Annotated in this window: 21 protein-coding genes; 7 read left to right on the top strand and 14 right to left on the bottom strand. The window is 71.4% G+C overall.

The window, feature by feature from the left end; translation table 11 throughout:
- The first annotated feature begins 119 nt into the window (after window positions 1–119).
- A complete protein-coding gene (locus tag Q0863_RS06045; RefSeq protein WP_298576411.1) occupies window positions 120–1,040 on the top strand; it encodes an energy transducer TonB in 921 nt (306 codons plus the stop codon).
- Between the two features lie 4 nt (window positions 1,041–1,044).
- Here the strand turns inward: Q0863_RS06045 and Q0863_RS06040 are convergent, their stop codons facing one another.
- The 3 genes from Q0863_RS06040 to trxA form a co-directional block, all read right to left on the bottom strand.
- The gene (locus Q0863_RS06040; protein ID WP_298576409.1) at window positions 1,045–1,575 is read right to left on the bottom strand and encodes a GAF domain-containing protein; all 531 of its coding nucleotides are present in this window, start codon (window positions 1,573–1,575) and stop codon (window positions 1,045–1,047) included.
- Between the two features lie 219 nt (window positions 1,576–1,794).
- On the bottom strand, window positions 1,795–3,495 hold the full coding sequence (gene rho, locus Q0863_RS06035) for a transcription termination factor Rho (RefSeq protein ID WP_298577060.1): 1,701 nt from the start codon (window positions 3,493–3,495) through the stop codon (window positions 1,795–1,797).
- A 327-nt stretch (window positions 3,496–3,822) separates the two neighbouring features.
- Window positions 3,823–4,149 (bottom strand): thioredoxin TrxA, encoded by a 327-nt coding sequence (gene trxA / locus Q0863_RS06030; RefSeq protein WP_298576408.1) that lies wholly within the window; start codon window positions 4,147–4,149, stop codon window positions 3,823–3,825.
- Window positions 4,150–4,524: 375 nt separating this feature from the next.
- Here trxA and rhlB point away from each other — a divergent pair, with 375 nt between their 5' ends.
- From rhlB to ung, 5 genes are all read left to right on the top strand, one after another.
- Window positions 4,525–6,318 (top strand): ATP-dependent RNA helicase RhlB, encoded by a 1,794-nt coding sequence (rhlB, locus tag Q0863_RS06025; RefSeq protein WP_298576406.1) that lies wholly within the window; start codon window positions 4,525–4,527, stop codon window positions 6,316–6,318.
- A 403-nt stretch (window positions 6,319–6,721) separates the two neighbouring features.
- Window positions 6,722–7,411 (top strand): cell division ATP-binding protein FtsE, encoded by a 690-nt coding sequence (gene ftsE / locus Q0863_RS06020; RefSeq protein WP_298576404.1) that lies wholly within the window; start codon window positions 6,722–6,724, stop codon window positions 7,409–7,411.
- Window positions 7,404–8,351, top strand: a complete 948-nt coding sequence (ftsX, locus tag Q0863_RS06015) for a permease-like cell division protein FtsX (RefSeq protein WP_298576401.1) — start codon at window positions 7,404–7,406, stop codon at window positions 8,349–8,351. Before ftsE ends, ftsX begins: the two co-directional genes overlap by 8 nt.
- Before the next feature lie 6 nt (window positions 8,352–8,357).
- Window positions 8,358–9,203 (top strand): response regulator, encoded by an 846-nt coding sequence (locus Q0863_RS06010; protein WP_298576398.1) that lies wholly within the window; start codon window positions 8,358–8,360, stop codon window positions 9,201–9,203.
- Window positions 9,200–9,928: a uracil-DNA glycosylase gene (ung, locus tag Q0863_RS06005; RefSeq protein WP_298576397.1), complete on the top strand. Its 729-nt coding sequence runs from the start codon at window positions 9,200–9,202 to the stop codon at window positions 9,926–9,928. Before Q0863_RS06010 ends, ung begins: the two co-directional genes overlap by 4 nt.
- 213 nt (window positions 9,929–10,141) lie before the next feature.
- Here ung and Q0863_RS06000 read toward each other — a convergent pair whose 3' ends face one another.
- From Q0863_RS06000 to aroQ, 8 genes are all read right to left on the bottom strand, one after another.
- Entirely contained in the window at window positions 10,142–11,434 is a 1,293-nt protein-coding gene (locus Q0863_RS06000) for a copper resistance protein B (protein ID WP_298576394.1), read from the bottom strand.
- Window positions 11,431–13,248, bottom strand: coding sequence for a copper resistance system multicopper oxidase (locus tag Q0863_RS05995; protein WP_298576391.1), 1,818 nt, complete (start codon window positions 13,246–13,248; stop codon window positions 11,431–11,433). Before Q0863_RS05995 ends, Q0863_RS06000 begins: the two co-directional genes overlap by 4 nt.
- 106 nt (window positions 13,249–13,354) lie before the next feature.
- Window positions 13,355–13,561, bottom strand: a complete 207-nt coding sequence (locus tag Q0863_RS05990; protein WP_298576388.1) for a hypothetical protein — start codon at window positions 13,559–13,561, stop codon at window positions 13,355–13,357.
- 12 nt (window positions 13,562–13,573) lie between these two features.
- Window positions 13,574–13,741: a hypothetical protein gene (locus Q0863_RS05985; protein ID WP_298576387.1), complete on the bottom strand. Its 168-nt coding sequence runs from the start codon at window positions 13,739–13,741 to the stop codon at window positions 13,574–13,576.
- 90 nt (window positions 13,742–13,831) lie between these two features.
- Entirely contained in the window at window positions 13,832–15,199 is a 1,368-nt protein-coding gene (gene accC / locus Q0863_RS05980; protein WP_298576385.1) for an acetyl-CoA carboxylase biotin carboxylase subunit, read from the bottom strand.
- A complete protein-coding gene (locus tag Q0863_RS05975) occupies window positions 15,189–15,620 on the bottom strand; it encodes a four helix bundle protein (protein WP_298576382.1) in 432 nt (143 codons plus the stop codon). The genes accC and Q0863_RS05975 overlap by 11 nt, the downstream gene beginning before the upstream one ends.
- Window positions 15,621–15,661: 41 nt before the next feature.
- Window positions 15,662–16,150, bottom strand: a complete 489-nt coding sequence (accB, locus tag Q0863_RS05970) for an acetyl-CoA carboxylase biotin carboxyl carrier protein (protein WP_298576379.1) — start codon at window positions 16,148–16,150, stop codon at window positions 15,662–15,664.
- A 39-nt stretch (window positions 16,151–16,189) separates the two neighbouring features.
- Window positions 16,190–16,636 carry a type II 3-dehydroquinate dehydratase gene (gene aroQ, locus Q0863_RS05965; RefSeq protein WP_298577058.1) on the bottom strand — a complete coding sequence of 149 codons (447 nt, stop codon included), beginning with the start codon at window positions 16,634–16,636 and terminating at the stop codon, window positions 16,190–16,192.
- Between the two features lie 186 nt (window positions 16,637–16,822).
- Here aroQ and Q0863_RS05960 point away from each other — a divergent pair, with 186 nt between their 5' ends.
- Window positions 16,823–17,440, top strand: coding sequence for a glutathione S-transferase family protein (locus Q0863_RS05960; RefSeq protein WP_298576377.1), 618 nt, complete (start codon window positions 16,823–16,825; stop codon window positions 17,438–17,440).
- Between the two features lie 8 nt (window positions 17,441–17,448).
- Here Q0863_RS05960 and Q0863_RS05955 read toward each other — a convergent pair whose 3' ends face one another.
- The 3 genes from Q0863_RS05955 to cutA are packed head-to-tail and all read right to left on the bottom strand — an operon-like array spanning window position 17,449 to window position 20,764.
- Window positions 17,449–18,045, bottom strand: coding sequence for a TlpA disulfide reductase family protein (locus tag Q0863_RS05955; protein ID WP_298576374.1), 597 nt, complete (start codon window positions 18,043–18,045; stop codon window positions 17,449–17,451).
- Window positions 18,042–20,438, bottom strand: coding sequence for a protein-disulfide reductase DsbD (locus Q0863_RS05950; RefSeq protein ID WP_298576371.1), 2,397 nt, complete (start codon window positions 20,436–20,438; stop codon window positions 18,042–18,044). The genes Q0863_RS05955 and Q0863_RS05950 overlap by 4 nt, the downstream gene beginning before the upstream one ends.
- Window positions 20,435–20,764 carry a divalent-cation tolerance protein CutA gene (cutA, locus tag Q0863_RS05945; RefSeq protein WP_298576368.1) on the bottom strand — a complete coding sequence of 110 codons (330 nt, stop codon included), beginning with the start codon at window positions 20,762–20,764 and terminating at the stop codon, window positions 20,435–20,437. The genes Q0863_RS05950 and cutA overlap by 4 nt, the downstream gene beginning before the upstream one ends.
- Between the last annotated feature and the right edge of the window lie 87 nt (window positions 20,765–20,851).

Raw genomic sequence — 20,851 nt, 5'->3', positions numbered from 1 at the left:
CGACGGTTGCCGGGGCACTGAGCGCCACCAAGGCCCCACGCGGGGAAGCTTCCCTCGACCTGCCAGCCTGCTCGTCGGCGGCTGGCACCGACTCATCACCAAGGACAGGAAAAAGAGCGATGAAAACCATCTACGCACTACCGGCGCTGTGGCTGGCAGTCGTGCTGTGCTGCTTCACGTCGGCTGCGGACGCCCAGAACGCCAGGGCGGCGCGCAGGCAGGCCGAAGGCAGCATGCTGGTGACCGGGCGGGTCACGATCACGCAGCAAGGCACCGTCGGCGACTGGACGATCGATCGCCGCGAGGACCTGCCACCGGCAGTGGTCAACGTAATCGATGCATCCGCGCCCGGCTGGCGCTTCGAGCCGATCCTGGTCGACGGAAAGCCGGTGCACGGCAGCGCCCGGATGAGTCTGCGGATGGTTGCCGAGCGCGTGGACGAGGAACGTTTCCGCGTCTCGATCCGCAACGGCTACTTCGGACGGGACGCCATCCGGATGGCGCGGGAGGTGGACGGTCAAGCGGATGAGTCCGCCGGCGAGGCTCCCGGAGACCAGGTGGGCAAGGCGCGAATGGACGCCCCGAACTATCCGCAACTGGCGTTGCAAGCCGGAGTGACCGGCAACGTCTATCTGGTCTTGCGGATTGGACGCTCGGGGCAGGTCGAGGATGCCGTGGCGGAACAGGTCAACTTGCGGGTGGTTGCGCCGGAGCGGGAAATGGCCCGTATGCGCAACATGCTGGCGCAGTCGGCGCTGGCCGCCGCACGCCGCTGGCAGTTTCACCCACCGACTCACGGAGAGACTGCGGACCAGCCGTTCTGGTCGTTGCGGGTGCCCGTCGGCTTCCGCATCCACGGCGTGGGGCAGCCGGAGGAGTACGGGCGCTGGGAAGTCTACGTGCCGGGGCCGCGCATGCCGGTGCCATGGCGGATGGAGGGCCTCGAGGGCGTCGACATCGCGCCCGATACCCTCGTCGCGGGGGAAGTACACCAGGTCGGGATGGCGCTGAAGCTGCTGGGTCCGCTCGAAGGCGGTTGATTCGTCAGGCGCCGGTGCGCGGTGCCTGCTCGAGCGCGCGCAGGCGCCGCGCGCCGCGTTCGGCGATCGCCTGCAGTGCATGCTCGTGCTCGAGCGTGTAGTGGTCGGCGGCGGGATGTTCGCTGTCGAGGACGCCGTACAACGTCTCGCCAAGCAGGATGGGCACCGCCAGCTCGGACAGGTTGGACTGGTCGTCGGGGACGTAGCGCGGATCGAAGCGTGCGTCGCCGGTGCGCTGGGGCAGGCGCAACTGTGCGCAGCGGCCCACGATGCCCTGGCCGAAGGCGAGCGTGAGGCGCGATTCGAGTACCCGGCTCGCCGCGCGCTTGGGCCCCCATGCCGCCTGCTGTGTAAGCGTGCGGCCGCCCGGATCGCACAGGTAGACGATCACGTCGACCAGCTCCAGCTCCTTGCCGGCGAAGCGGCACAGCGTCCATGCGACATCGTCGGGCGAATGCGCCTGTTGCAGCGTGTCGTCCAGCGGCGCGAGCCGGCGTGCTGCGTTTGCCAGGAAGGCGGTAGCGATTGCGTCCATCGCGACGGTTCCGGCTGTTTGCTGGCGCCATGGTGCTGCGATGCAGCGATCAAGTCCAACGGCAAGGCCGGGGCAGGGCACCGCCGACGACCAGCGGGTTGGACGGCTGACGCGACCGGGTGTGACGTGCCCCGGCCGGGTTGCCTGGACGGCTGATTCCGCCCAGACGAGAAAGGGCGCCGGTTGCCCGGCGCCCGCCTTGTCTCGAACCGGTGGAATTCAGCGCTTCATCGAAGCGAAGAACTCGTCGTTGGACTTGGTGCTCTTCATCTTGTCGAGCAGGAATTCCATTGCCGCGATCTCGTCCATCGGGTGCAGCAGCTTGCGCAGGATCCAGATGCGCTGCAGCAGGTCGGGCTCGATCAGGAAATCCTCGCGGCGGGTGCCGGAGAGGTTGACCGCGATCGCGGGGTACACGCGCTTCTCGGCGATGCGGCGATCCAGGTGGATTTCCGAGTTGCCGGTGCCCTTGAACTCCTCGTAGATCACCTTGTCCATCGCGCTGCCGGTGTCGACCAGCGCGGTGGCGATGATGGTCAGCGAGCCGCCTTCCTCGACGTTGCGCGCCGCGCCGAAGAAGCGCTTGGGGCGGTGCAGGGCGTTGGCGTCGACGCCGCCGGTGAGCACCTTGCCGGAGCTCGGCACCACGTTGTTGTAGGCGCGGGCCAGGCGGGTGATCGAGTCGAGCAGGATCACCACGTCCTTCTTGTGCTCGACCAGGCGCTTGGCGCGCTCGATCACCATTTCGGCGACCTGCACGTGGCGCGCGGCCGGCTCGTCGAAGGTCGAGGAGACCACTTCGCCGCGCACGGTGCGCTGCATCTCGGTCACTTCCTCGGGCCGCTCGTCCACCAGCAGCACGATCAGGAACACTTCCGGGTGGTTGGTGGTGATCGCGGTGGCGATCTGCTGCATGAGCATGGTCTTGCCGGCCTTGGGCGGCGAGACGATCAGGGCGCGCTGGCCCTTGCCCTGCGGCGCCATCAGGTCGAGGATGCGGCCGGCGATGTCCTCGCTGGAACCGTCGCCGCGCTCGAGCTTGAAGCGCTTGCGCGGGAACAGCGGGGTCAGGTTCTCGAACAGCACCTTGCCCTTGCTGGCTTCCGGCGGCTCGCCGTTGATCGTGTCGACCACGTTCAGGGCGAAGTAGCGCTCGCCGTCCTTGGGCCAGCGGATGCGGCCGGACAGGTGGTCGCCGGTGCGCAGATTGAAGCGGCGGATCTGGCTGGGCGAGATGTAGGTGTCGTCCGGGCCGGCCAGGTAGCTGGCCTCGGCGCCGCGCAGGAAGCCGAAGCCGTCGGGCAGGATCTCCAGCACGCCGTCGGCCTGCACGCCCTCGTTGGTGCGGGTGAGCACCTTGAGCAGGGCGAAGATCACGTCCTGCTTGCGCGCGCGGGCCACGCCTTCGTGGATGTTGAGCTGTTCGGCGATGTCGAACAGCTTGTGCGCCGGCATCCGCTTCAGTTCGCCCAGCGAATACTGGGGGAAGCCTTCGGGGATGTTCGGCGGCGGCATGCGGTTGGCCTGCTCGTGGCCGTTGCCGCCGTCGTCCTGCGGCAGGCCGCCGTCGCGCGGGCGGTCGCCGCGCTGGCGGTCGCGACGATTGCGGAAGCGGTCGCGCCGGTTGCCCTGGGCGCCGCCGCCCTGGTCGTGCTGGCGCTGCTGCTGCTGTTGCTGTTGCTGTTGCCGCTGGGGCTGTCCCGCGTCGGCGGCGGGCGCGTCGTTGCCGCCACCACCCTGGGCCGGCTGTGCCGGCGCAGGTTCGCTGGCGGGCCTGGCGGCAGGCGGCTCGGCCGCGGCGGGGCGCGGTTCGGCCGGACGCGGCTCGGCCGGCGCGGAACTGGATTCGAACAGGTTGGGCGTGTCCGCGTCGGCGGACCTGGCGACCTTCTTCGGGGTGCGCGCGGCAGTCTTGCGCACGCGCTTGGCGGCGGTGTCGCCGGCGTCGGGGGTGTTGTCGGACAAGTGCGATTTCCTCGCTCGGTGCGAGCGCCCGGGAACGGGCGGGGATGTTGAGGGGAGTCCTGCAGACGGGGTGCGGCGCCGAATTCCACGCCGGATGCCGCCAAACTAACACCGGCGGCAGTCCGCCGGCAAGCGCCGGCGGGGCTGCGTTCATGCGTCCCGGCGGCCCGGTCACCCTGCTGCCAGGCACTGCAGCTTGGGGCGGCGGCCGTGACGCCCGCGTCAGCCCGCGTGTGCGGGCCGTCGCGACAGGGGGCGGGCGACGGGCGCCCGCCGCGTGGATCAGACCGCCTTGTCGATCATCTGCGCCAGCTGGGCCTTGCCCACGGCGCCGATCTGGGTGGCCTGCACCTGGCCGTCCTTGAACAGCAGCAGCATCGGGATCGAGCGCACGTGGTACTTCAGGGCGGTCGCGCGGTTCTCGTCGACGTTGACCTTGGCGATCCTGACCTTGCCGGCGTACTGGTCGGCCAGTTCGTCCAGCGCCGGGGCGATCATCTTACAGGGTCCGCACCAGGGCGCCCAGAAATCGACGAGCACCGGCTCGGGGGACTGCAGCACGGTGGCATCGAAATCGGCGTCGCTGGCATGGATGACGTGTTCGCTCACGGAAAGGCTCCTGGAATGGGGGCGGCGGGCTGGCAAGGGCGGCCGCGGGGATGAATGGTAAACTTGGGCGATTCGCGGCCCGAATCAAGGGCCACCCGTCCGGGTCGCCCCGGCTCCGGGAAGGTCGGGCGCCCCACGCGTCCATGGTCCGCGAGCTTCCGGGAACGCGCTCCGGCGCCATCCCGTTTCCAGGCAGTCTGCGATGCGGGCGCCACCCACGCAAGCACCAGAGCGTGTCATGCAGCTTCAACGAATTCCCTGCCCGTTTGGGTCGCCGGTATGCGGCGGAACACGCCGCATTGCGGCGACCCAAGCGGACCGGGAGCCGCTTCGGAGCACACGGCACGCCCTGGCGCCGCACTCAAGATCCCATACATGAGCGACAAGCCACTTACCGACATCACCTTTTCCAGCTTCGAGCTGCACCCGGCCCTGCTGGCCGGACTTGAATCGGCGGGCTTCACCCGCTGCACCCCGATCCAGGCGCTGACCCTGCCGATCACCCTCGCCGGGCGCGACGTCGCCGGCCAGGCCCAGACCGGCACCGGCAAGACCCTCGCCTTCCTGGTCACCGTCATCAACCGCCTGCTGTCGAAGCCGGCGCTGGCCGAGCGCAAGCCCGAGGATCCGCGCGCGCTGATCCTGGCCCCGACCCGCGAGCTGGCGATCCAGATCCACAAGGACGCGATGAAGCTCGCGCCGGAGCTGGGCCTGAAGTTCGCCCTGGTCTACGGCGGGGTGGACTACGACAAGCAGCGCGCCCTGCTGCAGGCTGGTGCCGACGTGATCATCGCGACTCCGGGCCGCCTGATCGACTACGTCAAGCAGCACAAGGTGGTCAGCCTGCACGCCTGCGAGGTCTGCGTGCTGGACGAGGCCGACCGCATGTTCGACCTCGGCTTCATCAAGGACATCCGCTTCCTGCTGCGGCGCATGCCGGCCCGCACCGAGCGCCAGACCCTGCTGTTCTCGGCGACGCTGAGCCACCGCGTGCTGGAGCTGGCCTACGAGCACATGAACGAGCCGGAGAAGATCGTCGTCGAGACCGAGACGATCACCGCCGCGCGCGTGCGCCAGCGCCTGTACTACCCCTCCGACGAGGAGAAGCTGCCGCTGCTGCTGGGCCTGCTCTCGCGCAGCGAGGGCGCGCGCACCATGGTGTTCGTCAACACCAAGGTCTTTGTCGAGCGCGTGGCGCGCTCGCTCGAACGCGCCGGCTACCGGGTCGGCGTGCTGTCGGGCGACGTGCCGCAGAAGAAGCGCGAGTCGCTGCTGAAGAAGTTCCAGGCCGGCCAGCTCGAGATCCTGGTGGCCACGGACGTGGCCGCGCGCGGCCTGCACATCGACGGCGTCAGCCACGTCTACAACTACGACCTGCCGTTCGACGCCGAGGACTACGTGCACCGCATCGGGCGTACCGCGCGCCTGGGCGCCGAGGGCGACGCGATCAGCTTCGCCTGCGAGCGCTATGCGATGGGCCTGCCGGACATCGAGGCCTACATCGAGCAGAAGATCCCGTCCGAGCCGGTGACCTCGGAACTGCTGGTGGCGCAGCCGCGCACCCCGCGTGCCGCGGTCGAGGCCGGCGACAACGAGGACGGCGACAGCATCAACGAGATCTACCGCGAGGTGCGCGAGGCGCGCGCGGCCGAGGACGCCAAGCGCGGCGGTGGCCGCAGCGGCAGCGGCCGCGGCGGCCCGGGTGGGTCCGGAGGCGCCGGACGTGGACCGCGCAACGGTGGCGAGGGCAGCGACCGCGCCCGGCCACGGCGCCAGCCGCGTGCCCGCACCGAAGGCGAGGGGACGGCGCCGGCCGCTGCCGCGGCGGATGCGGCGGCGGTCGAGCGCCCCGCGGCGGCCAGGCCGGCGATCGACGCGGCCGTGGCCGCCGCCATGCCCGACGAGTCGCGTCCGCCCCGCAAGCGCCGTCGGCGCCGCGGCGGCAAGCGCGTCGATGGCGCGGAGAACGCTGCGGCCAACACCACCGCCAACGGCACGCAGGGCGAGTCCGGACAGGCCCGGGCGCGCGAGCCCAGGCCTGCGCCTGCGGCGCGCCAGAAGGAGTCGCGGCCGTCCGATGCCGCTTCGGCCCAGGCGCCGTCGCTGATCTCGCGCATCGGCGCGCGCCTGCGCAAGCTCGTCACCCGCGCGCCGCACAGCCAGCACTGAGCGAACGCGGCGCCGGCGCACGCGCGCCGGCGTCGTCGCTGCGCCTGTCGGCGACGGGCGCAATCAACGGCCGCCCCGCACCGGCGCTGTGGCGGTCGGACCCGGCGATCGCGATTCCGTTCGGGTCGCACTGGCGGGCGCGGTGGTGCCGGTATCGGCGGCGTTCCCCATGACCGGCGGAACCTGCCGTCCTGGCGTGGCCGACGACGGCATCGCGCCCACCCTTGCGCAGGATCGCGGCAGCCCGCACGCGGGCCCCACGCCGCGTGCTGCGAGATGCGTCGCGGCACGTGGTGGCCGGCATCGTGGCCCGGGATCGCGGCGTCCGCGGCTTCGTCAACGTCGTCGCAAAGCCGGCACGCGGTCCGGTCCCGCGCATGCAGTTCTGCGATACTCCCCCGCCATGGCCGTCCTGCGTTTCGACAGCGTCAGCAAGCAGTATTCCGGTGGGCGCGTCGCGCTCGCCGAGGTCAGTTTCGACGTCGCCGCGGGCGAGATGCTGTTCCTCACCGGGCATTCCGGCGCCGGCAAGAGCACCCTGCTCAAGCTGATCCACCTCGCCGAGCGGCCCAGCCGCGGCGCGGTGCTGTTCAACGACCGCAACCTGCTGAAGGTGCGCGGCCGGCGGGTGGCGCTGCACCGGCGCGAGGTCGGCGTGGTGTTCCAGGACCATCGCCTGCTCACCGATCGCAGCGTGTTCGACAACATCGCGCTGCCGCTGATCCTGCGCGGCCTGCGCCGCGGCGAGATCGGCAAGCGCGTGCGCAGCGTGCTCGAGCGGCTGGGCCTGGCCGATCGCGAGGCCGCGCTGCCCGGCCAGCTTTCGGCCGGCGAACAGCAGCGCGTGGGCATCGCCCGCGCGGTGGTGGCCGAGCCGCGGCTGCTGGTGGCCGACGAACCGACCGGCAACCTCGATCCCACCCTGTCGGGCGAGATCATGGCGCTGTTCGCCTCGCTGCCCGAACGCGGCACCAGCGTGCTGGTCGCCAGCCATGACCTGGGCCTGGTCAAGCGCATGCGCAAGCGCGTGCTGGTCCTCGACCATGGCCGCCTGGTCGACGACATCGCGCCGGAGGACCTGGCCGATGGCTGAGGCGAACGCGCGCGACGCCCGGTCCGGATCGCAGCTCGGCACCTGGTTCGACCACCATCTCTACAGCCTGGTCGCCAGCCTCGGCCGGGTGTTCCGCAAGCCCGGCGCGGCGCTGCTGACGGTCTCGGTGATGGCGCTGGCGCTGGCCCTGCCGCTGGGACTGTGGTTGGTACTGGGCAACGTCGAACGGCTGGCCGGCAACGTCGAGCGCTCGCGCGAGATCAGCGTGTTCCTGGAGCAGGACATCGACGCCGCGCGCGCGGTCGCGCTCGCGGACCAACTGCGCGCGCGCGCCAACATCGGCGCGGTGGCGCACGTCACCCCGGAGCAGGGCCTGGCCACGCTGCGCGAGGGCGGCGCGCTGGCCGGCATCGTCGACGCGGTGGGCGAGGACAATCCGCTGCCGCACCTGCTGGTGGTGACGCCGGCGGGCGACGAACTGATGGTCGCCGCCTCGCTCGAGCAACTGCCCGAGGCCGCCCTGGTGCAGCACGACGTGCAGTGGCGTGAGCGGCTCGACACCTGGCTGCGCTTCGGCGGCCGGGTGTCCTGGGTGCTGGCCGTGCTGCTGGGGCTGGGCGCGCTGCTGGTGGTGGGCAATACGGTGCGCCTGGACATCCAGTCGCGGCGCGAGGAGATCGGCGTGCTGCAGCTGCTGGGCGCGAGCGACGGCTTCATCCGCCGTCCGTTCCTGTACCTGGGCGCCTGGTACGGACTGGCGGCCGGGGCGCTGGCGGTGGCGCTGCTGGCCCTGGCCGGGCTGGCGCTGCGCGAACCGCTGGCCGGGCTTGCCGCCAGCTACGGCAGCCGTTTCGCCCTGGCCGGGCTCGACCTGCCCTGGGCGCTGGCGGTCACCGGCGGGTCCACGCTGCTGGGCTGGCTCGGCGCCGGCCTGGTCGCCGGCCACTTCCTGCGCCAGACGCGCCCCACCGGACTCTGAGCCTGCATGAACCAGCACGATCTCCGCCACCTCGAATCCGACAGCCCTCGCGTCATGGTCGTGGACGGCTCCAAGCTGGTGCGCAAGCTGATCCACGCGGTGCTGGTGAAGGAGCTGCCGGGGGTGCACGTGGTCGAGGGCGGCACCCTGGCCGAGGCGCGCGCGCTGCTGGCTGGCGAACCGATCGACCTGGTCACCACCGCGCTGGTGCTGCCCGACGGCGACGGCCTGCAGGTGGCGCGCGCGGTGCGCGAAGCCGGCAGCCAGCGCTACGTGCCGGTCATCGTGATCTCCGGCGACGTGCAGGCGCACCTGGAGGACCGGCGCTTCACCGAGGACGTCACCGACTATTTCGACAAGGCGCTGGGGCACAACGCGCTGGCCGCCTTCATCCGCGGCTACGTGCAGCCGCAGCCGATCCCCGATGCGCACGTGCTGTACATCGAGGACAGCCGCACCGTGGCGACCGCGATCCGGCGCATGCTCGAAGCGCACCAGATGCGCGTCACCCATGTCACCACCGCCGAGGACGCGATCGCGTATCTGGAGGCCTACGCCGGCACCGAGGCCGCGCCCGGCGCGGACCTGGTGCTGACCGACCTGTATCTGAAGGGCGAGCTCGACGGCCGCGACGTGCTCGACAAGGTCCGCAACGGCCTGGGCTACGGCAAGCGCCGGCTGCCGGTGCTGGTGATGACGGGCGACGACAATCGCGCCAACCAGGCCGCGCTGCTGCGCGACGGCGCCAACGACCTGGTGCTCAAGCCGATCGAGGAACGGCTGCTGGCGACCAAGGCGCTGTTCCAGCTGCGCCTGTCGCGCCTGCCGGTCTCGCCAGCGCAGCAGTCGTGAGCGAGGACGGCGTTCGACTGGAACCTTCCTGGAAGGCGCGCGTGGGCGACTGGTTCGCGCGCGAGGACATGCGTGCGCTGTCGGCCTTCCTGCGCCAGCGCAAGGCGGCCGGTGCACGGATCTATCCGCCCGGGCCGCAGATCTTCTCGGCCTTCGAAGCCACGCCCTTCGACGCGGTGAAGGTGGTCATCCTCGGACAGGATCCCTACCACGGCCTCGGTCAGGCGCACGGGCTGTGCTTCTCGGTGGCGCCGGGCGTGCCGGTGCCGCCGTCGCTGCAGAACATGTACAAGGAGCTGCAGCGCGACCTCGGCATCGTGCCGCCGGCCCACGGCTGGCTGATGCCATGGGCGCGGCAGGGCGTGCTGCTGCTCAATGCGGTGCTCACCGTCGAGGACGGCCGCGCGGGCGTGCACCAGGGCAAGGGCTGGGAGGGTTTCACCGACCACGTGGTCGACGTGCTCAACCGCGAGCGCGAGGGCCTGGTGTTCCTGCTCTGGGGCAGCTACGCGCAGAAGAAGGGCAGCATCGTCGATGCCGGCCGCCACTGCGTGCTGCGCACCACGCATCCCTCGCCGCTGTCGGCGCATCGCGGCTTCCTCGGCTGCGGACACTTCTCGAAGGCCAACCGGTACCTCGCAAGGCGCGGGCAGACGCCGATCGACTGGGCGTTGCCGATGCGTGCGCAGCTGGAAGCGGTGGAGCCGATGCGGCTGGAGGCCTGAAGCCGGCCAGCTGTCGCCTCGGGTGGACGCGGGCCGCTCCATACAAGGCGCTGTTCTGCACGCAAGGGCGCAGCATCGGCTGGTCTCCGACGCGTCAACCCGTAACCGATGCGGTCCGCGCCCTGCGCGGCCCAGCCCATGACGATGCCGGGCCCCCGCCTTCGCGGGGACGACGGCGGGGGTGGGGGCTGGATCGTCCGGGGTGGGTCCCCTTCAGAACCAGAACCGCACGCCGGCCACCAGGCGCGTCTCGCGCGAGTCCTCGCCTTCGGCTTCATGGAAGCGCGCGGTGCGCCCGAACGTACGTTCGTGCGCGACCCCGACGTAGGGCGCGAACCGGCGGGTGATCTCGTAGCGCAGCCGCAGCCCCGCTTCGGCCTTCGACAGGCCGCTGCCGATGCCGCGTGCCGGATCGTCCTGCGCATGCAGCTCCACTTCGATCAGCGGCTGCAGCACGAGCCGGTTGGTGAAGCGCATGTCGTACTCGGCCTCCAGCCTGGCGGCGAGTCCGCCCTCGCCGAAATAGGCCAGCGCGGAAACCTCGAACTGGTAGGGCGCGATGCCCTGGAGCCCCACCGCGCCCCGCGTGCGCGCAGGTCCCGGCTCGACGTCATGGCGCACGCCTGCGACCACGTCCCACCAGCGCGCGACCGCCCGCGACCAGCGCAGTTCGGCATTCGCGGACGCGGTGCGGCCGGAAGTGCGACTGCCGCTGCTGCGCAGCCACAGACGGTGCAGGTCGCCGCCGACCGACGCGCTGCCTTCCCAGGCCTGGCCGCTGCCCGTGTCGCTGTCCCAGGCCTCGAAGCGGTTGAACTTCACCCGCGTATAGGTCGTGGCGCCGTGCGCCACGTGGCCGTGCGCGAGCACCGGGAACGCGGCCTTGCGATCGTCTTCCGTCACGACGGGAATGGGCTCGCGCGGTACCGTCCCGCCGGCCGGCGAGGGTGTGCAGTGCCCCATCGCCGCGTGCTGCGGCGTGCAGTCGCGCGCGGCCGGGGGTGGTGGCGACGCGGCGGGATTCGCGTGTCCTTGGCCGTGGTCGTGCGGCGGCGGCTGCTCCGGTGCCGCATTCTGCTCGTGCGCTGCGGCGGGGACTTCGCTGGCAGCCGGCGTGCAGTGGCCCATGGCCGCGTGCTGCGGCGTGCAGCCGGCCGCAGCCGCGGGTGGTGGCGACGCGGCATGATTCGCGTGTCCCTCGCCCTGGCCGTGGTCGTGCACCTGCGGCTGTCCGGGCGCCGCGCTGTGCCAGTGCGCGTCATGCGCGTCATGCGCATCGGCGGGGGCTTGGCTGGCGCCCGGCGTGCAGTGGCCCATGGCGGCGTGTTCCGGGGAGCAGGCCGGCACGCCGACGGACGCGGGTGGCGTGGCATCCGCGACCGGCCGACCGGCATCGGCATGCGTGGGGTCGTGCGCGTCGTGGCGATGCGCATGCTGCGCCAGCGCCGCGCCGCTGAGGCCGCAGGCCAGCAGCAGGCCGAGGGTGCCGCGGAATGGCCGGCTCATGCGCCTTCCTCCACGCGCACTTCGCGCATCATCCCCGCGTCCATGTGGTAGAGCAGGTGGCAGTGGTAGGCCCAGCGCCCCAGCGCGTCGGCGCGTACGCGATAGCTGCGGCGGGTGCCGGGCGGCATGTCGATGGTGTGCTTGCGCACCATGAACCCGCCGGCCTCGTCCTCCAGGTCGCTCCACAGTCCGTGCAGGTGGATCGGGTGCTGCATCATCGTGTCGTTGACCAGCACGATGCGCATCCGCTCGCCGTAGTTCAGTCGCAGCGGCTCGGCGCTGGCGAAGGGGATGCCGTCGAAGGACCAGGAGAACTTTTCCATGTGCCCGGTCAGGTGCAGTTCGACCGTGCGGCCGGGTTCGCGGCCGTCGGGATCGTCGAACACGCTCTTCAGGTCGGCGTAGGTCAGCACGCGGCGGCCGTTGCCGCGCAGGCCGATGCCCGGATCGTCGAGTCGTGGCGACGGCGTCATGGTCTGCATGTCCACCAGCGGATTGCCCGACTCGCTGGCCGGATGCGACTGCATGCCGCCACCACCGTGCGCGGCATGCGCATCGTGCGACGCGGGCGCGGGCCGGGCGCCGCAGGCACCTTCGGCCGCCATCGCCGCGCCGCAGCCGCCTTCCGGCGCAGCGGCATGCCGGCCATGCCCGCCGTGGCCCATGTCGTCCATGGTCAGCAGCGGTCGTGGGTCCACCGCCGGCACCGGCGCCTGCAGGCCGGCACGTACCGCCAGCGTGCCGCGGGCGTGGCCGGTGCGGCCCATGTCCTGGGCGAAGAGCGTGTAGGCGTCCTGCCCGGATGGCTCGACGATCACGTCGTAGGTCTCGGCCGCGCCCATGCGCAACTCGTCCACGCTCACCGGGTGCACGTACTGGCCGTCGGCGGCGACCACGGTCATCTTCAGGCCGGGGATGCGCACGTCGAAATGGGTCATCGCCGAGGCGTTGACCAGGCGCAGCAGCACTCTCTCTCCGGGACGGAATTCGCCGGTCCAGTTGCCCGCCGGGGTCACGCCGTTCATCAGGTAGGTATAGGTGTGCGCGTTGACGTCGGACAGGTCGCTGGGCGTCATCCGCATCGCGCCCCAGGCGCGGCGGTCGGCGAGCGTGGCGGCCAGGCCGTCGCGGCGCACGTCGCGGAAGAAGTCGGCGACTGTCGGCTTGTACCAGTTGTCGTGGTGCGGCGCCTTCTTCAGGCGCGCGAACAGGTCGGCCGGGTCGAGATCGGTCCAGTCCGACAGCAGCACCACGTGTTCGCGGTCCCATTGGTAGGGCGCCGGTTCGCGCGGGTCGACGATGATCGCGCCGTACAGACCCGCCTGTTCCTGCTGCATCGAATGGCTGTGGTACCAGTAGGTGCCCGACTGCTTCAGCGTGAAGCGATACAGGTACGACTCGCCGGGCAGGATGCCGTCGAAGCTCATCCCGGGCACGCCATCCATGTTCGCCGGCAGCAGGATGCCGTGCCAGTGGATCGAGGTCTGGGTCCCGGGCGGCAGGTGGTTGGTCACGCGCAGGCTGACGGTGTCGCCCTCGCGCCAGCGCAGCAGCGGCGCCGGCAGGCTGCCGTTGATGGTGATCGCCGGGCGCGGCTGGCCGGTGAAATTCACCAGCGACGTGCCGATATCGAGCTGGAAGTCGGTGCCTGCCAGGGTCTGGCCCGGCGTGGCGAGGGTGCGTTCGCGCGCCTGCGCCGGGACGCGCAGGGTGCCTGCGGCGAGCGCGGCGCCGCCGAGCAGCAGGCCCTGCACGAAATGGCGGCGCGAGGTCGAGGTCGCTGCGCGCTCGAGGCGCGGGCTGGTATGGATCATGTCGTGCTCCAGGCGGAGGCGACCGGGCGCGTCCGCACGTTGGCTGGTCGGGAAGGCGTCGCGCGCGTCGGCGGACGGGCTCCTGGCGCCGCTGGCGCGGCGGCGATCAGCCGATCGGAGGACGCAGGATCGGGAACGCGCGCACCGCCTCGACCTGCGCGGCGGCCGCGCGCGCAGGCGCCCCGGCGGGGCCGGGCGCGGACAGCGCCGCCACGGCCGGAACGCTCGCCGCGGCATGCTGCAGGCACAGGTCCAGGCAGCGCTCGAGGCAGCCGTCGTCCTGTGCGGGCGCGGCCGGCGCGACGCGCTCCACATCCGCCCCGGGCTACGTGTGGCAGTCCGCCATGGCCGGTTGCGTATCGCCTGCCGCCGCAGCCGGGGCGCCCACGGTGTCGACCTGCGCCATCGCCAGGTGCGTGCCCGCGACGGCCGGGGCGACGGCGTCGACCAGCAGGCACAGGCAGAGCAGGAGGCGCAGCAGCGGCGGCAACATGGGCGGGAAAGCGGGAGACGGGGGGCGCCGCGAGGATACCGCAGCGCCGGTGGGGCGGCCCCGCCGCGCGGGCGGGGCGCGACGCCCGGTTCAGCCGATCGACAGCGCCTTTTCCCGGCGTTCGGCCAGGCGCTTTTCGAGGTAATGGATGTTCTGGCCGCCGGCCTGGAAGCCGCCGTCGCCCATGATCCGCTGCTGCAGCGGGATGTTGGTCTTGATGCCGTCCACCACCATCTCGCTCAGCGCCACGCGCATCCGCGCGATCGCCTGGTCGCGGTCGGCGCCGTGCACGATCAGCTTGCCGATCATCGAATCGTAGTTCGGCGGGACCGTGTAGCCCTCGTAGATGTGCGAGTCCACGCGCACGCCGGGGCCGCCGGGCGAATGGAAGTGCTGGATCAGGCCGGGCGAAGGCAGGAAGCTGTCCGGGTCCTCGGCGTTGATGCGGCATTCGATCGCGTGGCCGCGCAGCACCACGTCTTCCTGGCGGATCGAGAGCTTCTGCCCGGAGGCGATCTTGAGCTGCTCGCGGATCAGGTCGATGCCGGTGACCAGTTCGGTGACCGGATGCTCGACCTGGATGCGCGTGTTCATCTCGATGAAGTAGAAGCGGCCGTTCTCGTACAGGAACTCGAACGTGCCCGCGCCGCGGTAGCCGATGCGGATGCAGGCCTCGACGCAGACCTTGCCGATCTCGGCGCGCTGTTCTTCGCTGATCCCCGGCGCCGGCGCTTCCTCCACCACCTTCTGGTGGCGGCGCTGCATCGAACAGTCGCGCTCGCCCAGATGGATCGCGTTGCCCTGGCCATCGGCGAGCACCTGGATCTCCACGTGGCGCGGGTTCTCCAGGAACTTTTCCATGTAGACCATGTCGTTGCCGAACGCGGCCTTGGCCTCGGTCTTGGTGGTGGACACCGCCGTGGCCAGCGCGGCCTCGGTGTGCACCACGCGCATGCCGCGGCCGCCGCCGCCGCCCGCGGCCTTGACGATGACCGGATAGCCGATCTCGCGCGCGATCCGCTGGTTGGTGTCCGGATCGTCGCCCAGGGGGCCGCCGCTGCCGGGCACGCAGGGCACGCCGGCCTCCTTCATCGCCCGGATCGCCTCGACTTTGTCGCCCATCAGGCGGATGGTCTCGGCGCGGGGGCCGATGAAGATGAAGCCCGACTGCTCGACGCGCTCGGCGAAGTCGGCGTTCTCGCTGAGGAAGCCGTAGCCGGGGTGGATCGCCTGGGCGTCGGTGACCTCGGCCGCGGCGATGATCGCAGGCATGTCGAGATAGCTGCGGTTGGACGGCGCCGGGCCGATGCAGACCGACTCGTCCGCCATCGCCACGTGCTTGAGGTTGCGATCGACCGTGGAATGCACGGCGACGGTGCGGATGCCCAGCGCATGGCAGGCGCGCAGGATGCGCAGCGCGATCTCGCCGCGATTGGCGATGACTACTTTATCGAGCATGGGATTCGGGATTCGGGATTGGGGATTCGGGAAGCGCGTCGTCCGGCTCACGGAGGCGTCTTTCGTTTGCGCGGATCAACGCATTGAGGCGCGCGAACGTGCGGTCGAGGAGATCCGGATCGATAGCGGAGCCTTCGTCGAAACCAAGGCGGCGGGAAATTTCAAGCTGAGTCGACAGTTCTGAAAGGGAGCCGCGTGCGATCGACAGGAAACGCAGATATTCGGACGTGGAGCGGCGGGCGGCACCCTCGGCGATATTGGACGGGACACTGACCGCACATCTGCGCATCTGTGCCGTCAGCCCCAAGCGTTCCTCCACCGGAAACCGGGATGTTGCGCGGTAGACCGCTTCCACGAGCAGCATTGCATCGCGCCAGACGTCCAGGCGTTCGTGCGGTCTCGGCAGCGACAGGTTTTCCACCAAATCCCGAATCCCCAATCCCGAATCCCGTCGTGATCGGCTCAGCCGATCACGAACAGCGGCTGGTCGAACTCCACCGGCTGGCCGCTCTCGCAGGCGATCGCCAGGATCGTGCCGGAGGCGTCGGCCTCGATCGGGTTGAACATCTTCATCGCCTCGATGATGCCGATGGTCTCGCCGGCCTTGACCGCCTGGCCGACGGTGACGAAGGGCGGCTTGTCCGGGGCCGGGGACGCGTAGAAGGTGCCGACCATCGGCGAGGTCACCACGTGCCCGGCCGGCAGGCCGGACGCGGCCTCCGGCGCCGGGGCGCGGCCTCCGGTGGCGGCGTCGACCGGAGACTGCATCGGCATCACCTGGTCGGCGCGCAGGGCCTGCGCCGGTGCGGGCGCTTGCGCATAGACCATCTGGGCGCCGGCGCTGCTGCCGCGCGACAGGCGCACCGACTCCTCGCCTTCCTTGATCTCGATTTCGGCGAGGTTCGATTCCTCGAGCAGTTCGATGAGTTTCTTGAGCTTGCGAAGGTCCATGGACGGCCTCGTGTTCGGGCTTGCGAAAAGGAAAAGGGGTCAGGCGGCTGCCGGCAGCCGGCGCAGGGCCGCGTCGAGCGCGTAGCGGTAGCTGTCGGCGCCGAAGCCGCAGACCACGCCGACCGCCTTGTCGCTCAGGTAGCTGTGCTGGCGGAAGGGCTCGCGGGCATGCGGGTTGGACAGGTGGATCTCGATGAACGGGATCGCCACCGCCGCCAGCGCGTCGCGGATCGCCACGCTGGTGTGGGTGAAGGCCGCGGGGTTGATCAGGATGAAGGCGGTGCCGTCGCCGCGGGCGGCCTGGATGCGGTCGACCAGGACGTGCTCGGCATTGGACTGCAGGCTTTCGAGCGCGTGGCCCGCCTCGGCGGCGCGCGCCTGGAGGTCGGCGTCGATGTCGGCCAGGGTGGCGTGCCCGTAGACCTCCGGCTCGCGGGTACCGAGCAGGTTGAGGTTGGGGCCGTGCAGGAGCAGCAGCTGGGCCATCGGTCGGGCGGGGCGGGACAAGGCGCGCAGTCTGGGGGATGTCGCGGATGCTGTCCAGTTCGCCGAAGTTTGCCGGATTTAAGCGGGTGTTTGAGTTTCCGCCCGGTCAAGCCCGGTGTCCGGCGTGGTTGTCGATCCGCGCCCCGCCCGTTCGCCGGGAAAGAGGCCGACCGCTGGAAGCGCAGCATGCAGACCGACGACATCCTGTACTACTCGCACCACCTCAATCCACGCGTGGCGGTAGCGGTGGCCCGCTACCTGCAGGCGCCCGTGCGCCTGGTCCGGGTCGAGCCGATGGGGCGCGACCAGGCGACGTTCCGCGCCATCAACCCCAATACGCGGGTGCCGGTGCTGGTCGAGCCGGCGCTGACGCTGTGGGAAACCGATGCCATCGCGATGCGGCTGTCTGGCCGCTTCGCCCCGGGGTTCTGGCCGCAGGCGCGGCGCGAGGAGGTGATGCAGTGGGTCAGCTGGAGCGCCCACCATTTCACCCACTGGGCCGGGGTGCGGTATTTCGAACGCATCGTGGTGCCGCGTTACTTCACGCGGGCGCCGGACGAGGCCGCCATCGCGGCGGCGGACGCCGAGTTCCAGCCTTTCGCCGCGGTGCTCGACGGGATCCTCGCCGGGCGCCGCTGGCTGGTGGGCGATGCGCCGACCTACGCCGACTTCCGGGTGGCCTCGGCGCTGCCGTTCGCGGCGCAGGCCGGCCTCCCGCTCGCGCCGTTCGCGCACGTGCGCGCGTGGTACGCGCGGCTGGAGCAGATCGAGGCCTGGCGCGATCCCTTCGCGGGACTGGACTGACGCTCGGCTCAGGGCCGCGCCCAGGCGTCGATCTCGCCGTGCTCGAACGGGCCGATCTTCTGCTTGAGCAGGCGCCCGTCGGCCGACACCAGGATCGAGTAGGGCAGCACGCCCTTCGGATTGCCCAGCTGCACGCCGGCATCGGCCGGGCCGGGCGCGTCGATCGCCTGCGGATAGTCCACCGGCACGCGCTGCAGGAACTCGCGCACCGCCTGGCGGTCGTCCAGGGCCAGGCCGAGCACCTGCACGCCGGCCTCGCCCTGGGCGCGGGCATAGCGGTCGAGTTCCGGCATTTCCTTGATGCACGGGCCGCACCAGCTGGCCCAGACGTTGACCAGCAGCGGCCGTCCGGCGAAGTCGCCGGGCAGGTCGAAGGACGGATCGTCGAGGCCCTGCACCCGGATCGCCGGCAGCGGCTCGCCGCGACGCGCGACCTCCACGCCTTCGGGCACGGCGGTGCTGGCGGTCAGCGCATCGTTGAGCACGCGCTGGCCGAACTCGCTGCCCAGCAGCGGCCCCGGCCCGGTGGCGAACATGCCCACGACCACGCCGAGCGCCCCGGCGGTTGCGGCCACCAGCACGATCTTGAGCGGGGTGAGCTTCATGGCGCGGCCCGGCGCAGCGCCGCGGTGACGATCTCGTCGTTCAGCAGCGCAGGCAGCACCTCGCCCTCGCCGCCGCCGCGCGGATAGACCACGTACAGCGGCACGCCCACCGCCCGGTGGCGGTCGAGGAAGGCGGTGATGGCCGGATCGGTGTTGGTGTAGTCGCCCACCAGGTAGGCGGCGTCGGCCTGCTCGAGTGCGGCGCGGAACGCGGGTTGCGACAGTACCCGGCGCTCGTTGGCCTTGCAGGTCACGCACCAGTCGGCGGTCATGTTGACGAACACGGCGCGGCCTTCGCTGCGCAGCGCCTGCAGGCGCTCCTCGGACCAGGCCTGGCGCCCGTCGACGCTGGCCTCGGCCGCGCGCTGCGGCGGGGCCATGGAATCGACCTTCCAGACCGGCAGCAGCGCCATCACGGCCAGCGCCAGTGCGAGCAGCCGGCCGGCCGCGCCGCCGGTCCAGCGCCTGCGCTCGTGCCACCACAGCGCCAGCGCGAACACCGCCAGGCCCACCGTCACCAGCGCCATCGCATCGACACCACGCTGCTTGCCCAGCACCCACAGCAGCCAGATCGCGGTCAGGTACATGGGGAACGCCAGGACCTGCTTGAACGTCTCCATCCACGCTCCCGGCCTCGGCAGGCGGTCGGCCAGCGCGGGCACGAAGCCGATCAGCAGGAACGGCAGCGCCAGCCCCAGGCCGAGCATCAGGAACACCGCCAGCGCCAGCCACGGCGAAGCGGTGAAGGCGAACGCCAGCGCGCCGCCCATGAACGGCGCGATGCAGGGGCTGGCCACCACGCAGGCCAGCACGCCGGTGAAGAAGTCGCCGGCTGGCCCGGTCCGGGATGCCAGCGCCTGGCCGACGCTGCCGATCCTGCCGCCGAGGGTGAACACGCCCGACAGGCTCAGGCCGACCGCGAACATCAGGTACACCAGCGCCGCCACGAACCACGGCTGCTGCAGCTGGAAGCCCCAGCCCAGCGCCTGGCCGCCGGCGCGCAGCGCCAGCACCAGCGCGCCGATCGCGGCGAAGGCGACCAGCACCCCGGCGGTGTACCAGAGTGCGTGGCTGCGCGCACGGGCGCGGCTCTCGCCGCTCTGCGCAAGGCCCAGCACCTTGAGCGAGAGGATCGGCAGCACGCAGGGCATCAGGTTGAGCACCAGACCGCCGAGCAGCGCCAGCAGCAGGGCGCCCAGCGCCCCCCCGGCCGGCAGCGCGCTGGCCGGCGGCGCGGTGCGCGCGGCGTTGTCGGCGGAGGCGTCAGGTGGCGAGGAGGTGGGGTCAGAGTCACTTTCCCCATCGGCCATTTCCGAGGCTGCGAGTCGCTCGGGGGAAGGTGACTCTGACCCCGACGCGGCTGCCCCCGGTTCCGCCGCTGCGTCGTCCCCGGCGGTCGGCGGCTGCGATTCCGATGCGGGTCGGGCCGATGCCGCGTCGTCCGACGTGTCGACCGTTCCGGCCGGCAGGGCCACCTCCACCGCGCGCGTCATCGGCGGGTAGCAGATGCCCTCGTCCTGGCAGCCCTGGAAAGTCGCGGTCAGGCGCACGGTGGCGGCGTCGGCGGTGGTGCGGCGCAGCGGCAGCGGCACGTCGACCTGGTCGAAATAGACCACCACCTCGCCGAAGTGCTCGTCGCGATGCGCCACGCCCGGCGGCCAGCCCGGCGCGCCGGCGCCGATGCCGGCGTGGCCGTCGACGCGGAAGCTGCTGCGGTCGCGATACAGGTAGTAGCCGGGGGCGGGGGTGAAACGCAGCAGCAGGGTGTCGCCGTCGCCGGCGATGGCCTCGAAGCCGAAGGCCTGTTCCGGCGGCAGCGGCAGCGGCTGCGCCGCGCCGCTGGCGTCGACGCCGCGCAGGCCCGTCGGCGCCGCGCCGGCCAGGCTGCGGCCCAGCGCCGTGAACCGCGTATCGCCTGCAGGCGCCGCGCCGGATCCGCCGGCATCGCCCGCCGGCAGCGCGACCCGGAGCGTGCGCGTCTGTGGCGGGTAGCAGATGCCGAGGTCGGCGCAGCCCTGGTACTTCACCTGCAGCCCGAGTTCGCGCACGCCGTCGGCCGCGGCGCCGGTCAGCATGGCGACGAGGCGGCCGCGATAGGTTTCCACCTCGCCGAAGAACTCGTCGGTGTGGCGCTTGCCCGGCGGCAGCTCCAGCGGATTGGCCTTGAAGCCGCCCTCGGCGACCTGCACCGAGGTGCGGTGCCGATACAGGTAGTAGCCCTCGGCGATCGTCCATTCGATCGCGATCCGCCCGCGTTCGACGGCGCGCGCCTGCAGCACGAAGGCCTCGTCGACAGGCAGCAGTTCGCTCTCGTCGACGGCCTGGGCCGGCAGCGCGAAGGCCAGCAGCGCGAGCATGGCGGCGCGGGCCAGGTGGGCGGTCAATTGGTTCAAGCGTCGGCTCCGGGGCGGGTCGCGTCTGCGATCCAGGCCAGGTAGGCCGGCAGTCCGCCGGCGATATCGACCGCGATCACTTCCGGAAGTTCGTAGGGATGCAGTTCGAGCACGCGTGTGGTCAGCGCCTCGAGCCGTGCGCGGACGGTCTTGATGACCAGCAGCACCTCCTCGGCGCGCTCGACCCGGCCGTCCCAGCGATAGACCGAGCCCACCGCCGGCAACACGTTCACGCAGGCGGCGAGCCGTTCGTCGACCAGCGCCTCGGCGATGCGCGCGGCGACCGCGGCATCGGGACAGGTACACAGGCAGGCGAGGGCGGTCACGACAGGGCGGGCATCGGGTTTCCGGGGCCGGATAGGATAGCCGACGCCGGTCGCGCAGCCGCGCGGATGGCGGAAGGCCCCGTGCCC

Source organism: uncultured Luteimonas sp. (assembly GCF_947492465.1).
In the GTDB taxonomy this organism is placed as follows: domain Bacteria; phylum Pseudomonadota; class Gammaproteobacteria; order Xanthomonadales; family Xanthomonadaceae; genus Luteimonas.
This window is presented reverse-complemented; position numbering and strand designations above follow the sequence as displayed.

What these genes read in the sequence shown, in the direction of transcription:
- Q0863_RS06040 (WP_298576409.1), bottom strand. Translation starts at nt 1,575, where the DNA reads ATGGACGCAATCGCTACCGCCTTCCTGGCAAACGCAGCACGCCGGCTC.
- Q0863_RS05955 (WP_298576374.1), bottom strand. Translation starts at nt 18,045, where the DNA reads ATGAAGCTCACCCCGCTCAAGATCGTGCTGGTGGCCGCAACCGCCGGG.
- ftsE (WP_298576404.1), top strand. Translation starts at nt 6,722, where the DNA reads ATGGCCGTCCTGCGTTTCGACAGCGTCAGCAAGCAGTATTCCGGTGGG.
- accB (WP_298576379.1), bottom strand. Translation starts at nt 16,150, where the DNA reads ATGGACCTTCGCAAGCTCAAGAAACTCATCGAACTGCTCGAGGAATCG.
- rhlB (WP_298576406.1), top strand. Translation starts at nt 4,525, where the DNA reads ATGAGCGACAAGCCACTTACCGACATCACCTTTTCCAGCTTCGAGCTG.
- Q0863_RS05960 (WP_298576377.1), top strand. Translation starts at nt 16,823, where the DNA reads ATGCAGACCGACGACATCCTGTACTACTCGCACCACCTCAATCCACGC.
- Q0863_RS06045 (WP_298576411.1), top strand. Translation starts at nt 120, where the DNA reads ATGAAAACCATCTACGCACTACCGGCGCTGTGGCTGGCAGTCGTGCTG.
- accC (WP_298576385.1), bottom strand. Translation starts at nt 15,199, where the DNA reads ATGCTCGATAAAGTAGTCATCGCCAATCGCGGCGAGATCGCGCTGCGC.
- aroQ (WP_298577058.1), bottom strand. Translation starts at nt 16,636, where the DNA reads ATGGCCCAGCTGCTGCTCCTGCACGGCCCCAACCTCAACCTGCTCGGT.
- Q0863_RS05995 (WP_298576391.1), bottom strand. Translation starts at nt 13,248, where the DNA reads ATGATCCATACCAGCCCGCGCCTCGAGCGCGCAGCGACCTCGACCTCG.
- Q0863_RS06000 (WP_298576394.1), bottom strand. Translation starts at nt 11,434, where the DNA reads ATGAGCCGGCCATTCCGCGGCACCCTCGGCCTGCTGCTGGCCTGCGGC.
- ftsX (WP_298576401.1), top strand. Translation starts at nt 7,404, where the DNA reads ATGGCTGAGGCGAACGCGCGCGACGCCCGGTCCGGATCGCAGCTCGGC.
- Q0863_RS06010 (WP_298576398.1), top strand. Translation starts at nt 8,358, where the DNA reads ATGAACCAGCACGATCTCCGCCACCTCGAATCCGACAGCCCTCGCGTC.
- Q0863_RS05985 (WP_298576387.1), bottom strand. Translation starts at nt 13,741, where the DNA reads ATGTTGCCGCCGCTGCTGCGCCTCCTGCTCTGCCTGTGCCTGCTGGTC.